Origin of the sequence: Clostridium sp., assembly GCF_051656525.1 — a bacterium.
Classification (GTDB): Bacteria; Bacillota; Clostridia; order Clostridiales; family Clostridiaceae; genus Clostridium.
In genome coordinates, this window is sequence record NZ_JBOGCC010000297.1 from 1 (window position 1) to 4,278 (window position 4,278).

Below are 4,278 nucleotides of genomic sequence, written 5' to 3' on the forward strand. Positions count from 1 at the left end.
TTATTATTGTTATTTAATTAAGATTTTGTTTTTTTAATTATAAAATTTAGTTTTTTAAATTATTTTAATAATTTTTTAAATTGCTTTACAGATACATTTTAACATAAAAATATTGGTAATGTCTATACATAACCGTTTACTAATACATTTTCTACGAAAATATACGAGTAACCGTATGTATTTTTAGAATAAACTTTAATTTTAGTTTTTTTAAAAATTCTTTTTTCTGTGATTTTCAGAAACTGGATCATATTAAAAAATTTATGTTTATGAAAAATTATTAGTTTATAAAAAATCTAACAATTTCTTAGCCTACTCCTCCCAATTTTATCGTTTATAAAACTTTTCGGTCGCCTCCTGGCTCCCTTAAAGTTTTAACACTCAAAAATCACTCGTCCCAGTCTTGCGAAATTTAAGATTTTTATATATAAACTAAAATTTTAAGAAAGTAAATCTTCCTTCCCTAAACAGCTTTTGTTCCAATAAGCTTATGAAAGTGAAAATATTAAATCGGGTGAAGGGGTTGGGGGCTTACTCCCCACACCCTCCAATAGCTTTAATTAAACAAGCATCGCAGATAAAGGGAGGTACGACCGCTACCGAGGGTTTGGGAGGTTGCCTCCCATTAGAAAGTAAGAAGGTAAATCCTTCGCTTTCTAGTTAGCTTTGCTAACAAAAAGAAAATAATATGCTTCGCATTATTTTCTTTAAAAATCCACTTTAAAAAATCCTTATTTAAAAACCGCATTAAAAGAATAAGAAGGAGATTTTTAAATAAATAGCTTATTTAGAGGCTTAACAGATTTTCTTACCCCCCTGAAATCGGAATGTTACCCCCCTGAAATCGGAATATTACCCCCCTAAAGTCGGAATATTATACTATTTTTTAGTAGTATAACTATATTATTGAACTTATACTATTTAAAATTAGTATAATAATATTAATAAAATAAGTTTTATATACTAATTTTTAGTAGTATAGTTTGTATTATTATGTTAAAATTAATTGTACTAATTTAAAGGAGGTTTTATTTTTGAAATCAAGAAAAATTATAAAAGAAGTTATTGAAACTAGAGTTGATTCAAATGGTAATGTTGATGAATTTGTAAAACAAGTGGAACAATACATTCCTCGTGATGAACCTGATTTTGTAAAATTATATTTAGATCATATTCTCGTTCATAAAGCAGTTAGTTTAAAAATTTCTCCTATTCTTTCTGAAATTTGTAAATTAGCAACTTATGCAGACAATGAAACTGGTGGCATGATGATCTTTTTAAACAAGTTTACTAAAGAATTAATTAAAGAAAATCTAGGATATAAAAGTATCAAAATGGTTGAAAAAGCAATTGATAGTTTATATAAAGGAAATCTTATTTTAAGAAAAGGTCGTGGTGCTTATATTTTAAATCCATACTACTTTGGAAAAGGTGCTTGGGCAGATATTAAAGCGATTCGTGCAACTTTAGATTTTAATGAAAAAACTAATACATTTACTCCACATTTAGAATTTAATGTATATGATAATAATGGAAATTTATTAGAAAATTATATTAGAAACGAAAATAATGAAATAGTAGATACAAAAACTGGTGAAGTAATAAAAATAGATGAAGCTACTGGTGAAATATTAAAAGAACATAATATTAGATTAATAAAGTAAAATAAAAGAAAAAGGAGGTACACCAAATGCAGGAAGGAATTGATTTTTTAGAGATTAAAATGCAAGAATTAAATAACAAAATTGATAAATTAGATAATAAAAAAAATTATGATGAACGCAGAGATCTTATAGAAAAACTAACTTTTTTGGACGAAATAATTACTGAAATGAAGAAAAAAATAATGTAATCACAGAAGATTAAAATAATAAAAATATAGTTTAGTTAGTAAACTAAGGATAAATGAAAATAAAAAAACTGATGAAAATAAAAAAAACTTTAGAAAGAATCTAAAGTTTAAATTAAAAAATAAAAAATTAAATTAAAATTATGGCTTATGCCACAAAAAAAGAATAAAAATTTGATGAAGAGGTTGTTTGCTGCAATCTCTTCTTTTTCTTCTTTATTTTATTATAGCTAATTTAATTTTATTTATCAATTACGTTCATTAATATTTATGAATCCAGTTTATTTTTTAGTATATATAATACAATACAGCGTATTTAGTTGTATTACATTGTATTATTTTAAACTTTCATCAATTTTAATTTCTTTATTGGATAAAAAACTAATTTCCCATAAACCACTCCTAAAATTAGCTTCATGTTCTATTTTAAAAATAGCTATTTTTTTCTCTTCCATAATATCTTTAAATCTTTTTATATCCTCTTTATTTTCTTGTTCTATAATAGATTTAAAATCAAATCTTGATATATAATTAAACCTAAAATTATTATCTGAATGCAAAAAATAGTCTTCAATATCATTTTTAATATAATTTAACTCTAATTTAATTGAATATGGTGTTTGTAGTTTTAATCTCCATACATTATAATTTATAGATTTAATCATATTTCTTTCTTTATATTTAAAAGCAAAGACAGTTTCTTTATTAAATATTGGAAGGTATCCAGCATGCTCTTTTTTAGGTTTTAAACCTCTTTTAGCATTAGATCTTTCCTTCATAATTCGCATTAAATTATTATTTTTAGCTTTCTCAACTTCTATATTTTCTCTTAAATTTATTATATTTTTATTAGCTTGATTCAACCGATTAATTAATTCATTATTTTTCATTTTTAAATTTTCAAATTTCTCTATTTCAAAATTTTCTTGTTTACTTTCTAATTCTTTAATTTTATTATTTAAAGGTTTTAATTTTTCTTTATAAATTTCATTTATTGCTTCAAGTGTATACATTTTTGCATTTTTTTCTTTTAAATCTGAAATAATACTTTCTAAATGCTTAGCATATTCATGTTCATCTTCTGTATAAAGATATAAATTTTCACCTCCAGAGTTTCTAAATTCTGAATAGTTATTAAAATCATCACGTTTCTCTAATGTATCAAAATACTTATATTGCAAATGATTTCCCTTTAATAAACTAAATTGTTCAATTGATCTTACATATTTCATTATTCCTCAACCTCTTCTATATCTCTTAAATAATGCCCTGCTATAACAGATATTCTATTATGTCCTAATGCTTTACTAACCTCTGCCATTGCTACTTTATCAAATTTTATACCCTTCATATCAGCTTTACATACGTAAACAGCCGATTGATAAGCGTGTCCTGTACCTTTATTAACCTTATCAAATGGAATATCTTTAATATCCCTTGCAATGCTCTTATAATAGCTTGTAGCGTAATTAGAACGATAGGAATGAATATCTGCTGCGGTTGATATTTTATTAAATACTCTATTACTACCAGCACTATTCATTAATTTAACAACATTTTCTATATTACCGATTACTGGTACATCTCTTTCTCTCCCACCTTTTGTTCCAATTGTCACATTAATCATATATTTGCCTTCATTATTTTTATATAATTTATCTCCAGTTATATATTTAAGTTCATTTCTTCTAAGTCCTGTTGATTTACAGAATTCTACTAATTCTTTATTTTTCACTTCTGAAAAATGTTTATCTCTATCTTTAGGACCTCTGCTCCTAGTTATATCAACTCTATGCCTTACATTAGTTTTAATACCAAAATCCGTAGTTTTACAACCATAAATTTTAGCTAATGCACTTGCATATGCCTTTTGTGTAGACGCTGTTAATCCTCTATCTATACAATTTTGTAAATATTCAGGAACATATTTTTTACATTCATCTAATGTTTTTACATCATATTTTTTTTTGCAATAATCCGTAAAATAATGTGTATGCTTCATATAATTTTTGTAGGTATCCCAAGCAAATATTTTTTTATTGGCTGTACCATCTTTTTTAGCTTTATGTTTACTCTCACCCATAGCTATTTTACTATCCAATCTGTCCTGAATTTGTTTAGCCATTGAACCTAACTTTACTCTATTACGTGCCATTTTATTACCTCCAATTTTCTAATACTTATTGTAAACGTTAACATTATTTTTTATATATTACTAATAACGCTAATATTTTAATTAACGTTTTTGCTTTTTGGACTTAAATATTCAATTTTGATAAAGTCAGAACTTAACCAATTTATTTTTTTTGAATATGACAGGTAATAGTCATATTTTTTTCCTTATAAACCTAATTTTTTTAGGGAAACACTTTCAAAAAAGATTACTCATATTTTAATTATAATAAGGCTTTAGATAGATTTTATAGTTT

The 4,278-nt window shown here is 24.6% G+C and carries 4 protein-coding genes; 2 read left to right on the forward strand and 2 right to left on the reverse strand.

Annotation, left to right across the window (positions count from 1 at the left end; genetic code table 11):
- Positions 1-1,034: 1,034 nt before the first annotated feature.
- Positions 1,035-1,664: a replication/maintenance protein RepL gene (locus tag ACRDDY_RS14955; protein WP_438565739.1), complete on the forward strand. Its 630-nt coding sequence runs from the start codon at positions 1,035-1,037 to the stop codon at positions 1,662-1,664.
- Positions 1,665-1,690: 26 nt separating this feature from the next.
- Entirely contained in the window at positions 1,691-1,852 is a 162-nt protein-coding gene (locus tag ACRDDY_RS14960; RefSeq protein WP_438565740.1) for a hypothetical protein, read from the forward strand.
- Positions 1,853-2,184: 332 nt separating this feature from the next.
- On the opposite strand, the gene ACRDDY_RS14965 is transcribed toward ACRDDY_RS14960, so the two are convergent.
- Both ACRDDY_RS14965 and ACRDDY_RS14970 read right to left on the reverse strand, forming a co-directional pair.
- On the reverse strand, positions 2,185-3,081 hold the full coding sequence (locus tag ACRDDY_RS14965; protein WP_438565741.1) for a hypothetical protein: 897 nt from the start codon (positions 3,079-3,081) through the stop codon (positions 2,185-2,187).
- Positions 3,081-4,004, reverse strand: coding sequence for a hypothetical protein (locus tag ACRDDY_RS14970; RefSeq protein ID WP_438565742.1), 924 nt, complete (start codon positions 4,002-4,004; stop codon positions 3,081-3,083). Before ACRDDY_RS14970 ends, ACRDDY_RS14965 begins: the two co-directional genes overlap by 1 nt.
- Positions 4,005-4,278 lie beyond the last annotated feature (274 nt).